At 31.6% G+C, this 2,947-nt stretch carries 4 protein-coding genes and 2 pseudogenes; all 6 read left to right on the top strand.

All coding sequences use genetic code 11. The features are described 5' to 3' along the window. Positions 1-71 precede the first annotated feature (71 nt). A complete protein-coding gene (locus BACPLE_RS00035; protein ID WP_004295355.1) occupies positions 72-695 on the top strand; it encodes a ParA family protein in 624 nt (207 codons plus the stop codon). A gap of 58 nt (positions 696-753) precedes the next feature. Further along, positions 754-1,188, top strand: a complete 435-nt coding sequence (locus BACPLE_RS00030) for a hypothetical protein (protein ID WP_007557648.1) — start codon at positions 754-756, stop codon at positions 1,186-1,188. A 43-nt stretch (positions 1,189-1,231) separates the two neighbouring features. After that, a pseudogene (locus BACPLE_RS19830) lies at positions 1,232-1,574 on the top strand (hypothetical protein). Between the two features lie 19 nt (positions 1,575-1,593). After that, positions 1,594-1,908 (top strand): DUF4134 domain-containing protein, encoded by a 315-nt coding sequence (locus tag BACPLE_RS00020; protein WP_004295370.1) that lies wholly within the window; start codon positions 1,594-1,596, stop codon positions 1,906-1,908. Position 1,909: 1 nt separating this feature from the next. Then, entirely contained in the window at positions 1,910-2,209 is a 300-nt protein-coding gene (locus tag BACPLE_RS00015; protein WP_004295371.1) for a hypothetical protein, read from the top strand. Positions 2,210-2,215: 6 nt separating this feature from the next. Further along, positions 2,216-2,947 (top strand): annotated as a pseudogene (locus BACPLE_RS00010) (conjugal transfer protein TraG); the annotation flags it as partial.

Here is a 2,947-nt window from a genome sequence, read left to right as displayed (position 1 = left end):
ACAGCAAGATAAATCTCCTAATAGGAAAAAGAAAAGAGGACAGCAACAAAATTAATAAATATAAGTAAGATATGATAATATTATTTGGGAATCAGAAAGGCGGTTGTGGTAAAACGACTAATTGCATACAATTTGCCAACTATCTAGTAGAAAAAGGAAAAGAAGTTCTAGTATTGGATTTAGATTTTCAGCGTTCATTATCGGATAGAAGAAAAGAAGATATTGCGACCTATGATAATGAACCTAAATATGAGGTTATACAAACCGATATATCTAATGTTGCTAAAATTATTAGTGATTTTACTAAGGTTGAGCAAGGAAATCTATTAATAGATTTGCCTGGTAAGATTGATGATGATGCTCTGGGAACTATTCTTAAAGCTGCGGATATAATAATATGCCCATTTAAATACGATAAATTTACAATGGATAGTACAGGTTTTTTTATCCAAGTGTTACAGTATTTAAATGTAAAAGCTAAAATATTCTTTTTACCTAACAATATGAGAACTGCGGTAAGATATGAAACAAAAGAACAGGTAGTTGATATTCTTAAGCAAGTTGGTTTTGTTACAGATGAAATACCAGCTTCTGTTGCTATGGAACGTATAAATACATTAGCAATTAGTAATGAGTGTATTGATAAGGTGAAGAATGCTTATGATTATATCATTCAAGAAGGAGCAATAAAATAAAATATTCTTTTAATAGATATTTGTTATAAAGTTATTCATTTATTGTATATATTTGCACATGGCTGATAAATTAAGGAAAAAGCAAAATGAAGGTATTTCTAGTGTTCTGGAAATAGCTAAAATGATAAGAGGTGAAGAATTGCATGGGAGTAGTATAAATGAAGCTCCTATTCAAGAAGCTAAATATGAAGTTGAAGAGGAGAAAGAACCACTTCATGTAGAAATGGAAACAACTTCTTCGGAAGTTTTTAATTTTAATGGCTCTAGTGAAATGGATTTGACGGACTTATTAGAGTACATTAAAGGAAAAAATTATAATTGCAAGGAAGTTCTATATGTTGATACAGATGTAAAAGAGGTGTTTGGGTTGCTCAAAGCTAAAGCCAAAATACCTATTTCATCTTTAGTTTCGTTTATTTTGGAAGATTGGTTAACTAAACACCGTAGCGACATAAGTTCTTTGATTAAGCAAAAAAAGAACCGTTTTCTTTAGTACAGAAAAAGGGTCGATTAATGAAACTTTTAAATTTAAGAATATGAGTTATTCACAATTTATCATGGCTGTATTTGCCATTTATGTAGTTTACTACGCTGCAAACATCCTGTATGATGCTTTCCTAAAGCAAAGCAAAACCAATACAGGTGAAGAAGAAGAAATTATTTCAATAGGAGAGGAAGAAGAAATACCCTCACAAAGTTGTAGATGAAGATTTTGAAACAGGCTCATACGAAAAAGAAGATGAAAAAAAAGAATCTGAACAGAATTATGTATCTGTAAATGAATCTATTGAAATGGAAGTTGAAACACAAGGTATTCCAATGGAACAACTTCTTGCTAAAGGGAAAAGCATGTTTTCACACGTAAATTTTAACAAATAAACAACTAATTTTTATTCAAATGAAAAAGTTTTTTTCAAAAATTGCTCAAAGAGCATTCGCTTTAGCCATTAGCATAATGGTAGTAACTAACACTTTTGCACAAGGTGCTGCGGGAATTGATGCAGCTAGTTCTGAACTTGCAACCTACATGGACCCCCTAGGAAACATGATGATGATACTAGGAGGTCTAGTAGGATTAGTTGGAGCAGTGCGAGTTTATTTAAAATGGAACTCTGGTGACCAAGATGTACAAAAGGCTGTTATGGGCTGGATGGGGTCATGTATCTTTCTGGTTGTATCAGGTGTTGTCGTAAAAGCATTCTTCGGAATCTAATATGTCGAAAGAGTATCCAAGTTACAATGTATATAAGGGGCTACAAAAGCCCCTTATTTTCAAAGGATTTAAAGGCAAGTTCATATATATCGGTGGAGCTTGTATTATTAGTGCTTTACTTTTATGTGCTATTGTTTCTACTCTGGCTTCTTTTATGTGGGGAGGTATAACTCTTGTAATAGTTATGTTTGGAGGGTTAGGAATAACATCGCAATTACAAAGAAAAGGGCTTCACAGGAAAGATAAACGAAAAGGCATATATATAGTATCACGCACTTTTATAAGAGATAGAAAAAAATAAAAGCTTATGAAAAAGAAAAGTGAATTTGAAGCTCCTTATATTGGTATTGAAACAATAGACAATACTCCTATATTCTATAACCGAAGGGGCGACTATTCTGTTATCATTTAAATGTGAAAATCCTATAATACAGTATTCAGCAGATATGGATGCTTACTATGATTTTCACCACTTATTTACTAATATCCTCAAAGTATTAGGAACTGGATATAGAATACAAAAACAGGATATTCTATGTAAAAAATCATTTTTACCACCCCAGAATAGGAAGAACGACTATTTATCAAATCGTTATTTTGAACATTTTAAAGGACGAATATATACTGATATTTCTACTTATCTTGTTATTACAGGAGAAGTAGAAAGGTCTAAATTCTTTTCTTTTGACCCTCGAAGGTTTGATACTTTTATTAGAAACATCACAAAAGTATTAGGACTATTCGCTAACAGAGGAATAAGAGCTAAACTATTAAATGAAAATGAAATAGAAATATATATAAAAAGATTTCTATCTATCAATTTCAATCAGCAAACAGTAAGCCTAAAAAATATCAAAGCAAGAGAAGAAAATCTTATAATTGGAGAAAAAAACGTACAGTGCATTTCTCTTGTAGATATTGACGAAGTTAATTTTCCTTCTGTTATAAAACCATATAAAGAGGTCAATATTGGGCTAAGGTTTCCTGTTGACTTACTCTCTTTTTTGCATGATACGAATCCACCACAGGGCGAGTCACT

This window comes from Phocaeicola plebeius DSM 17135 (genome assembly GCF_000187895.1).
Lineage (GTDB): Bacteria > Bacteroidota > Bacteroidia > Bacteroidales > Bacteroidaceae > Phocaeicola > Phocaeicola plebeius.
This window is presented reverse-complemented; position numbering and strand designations above follow the sequence as displayed.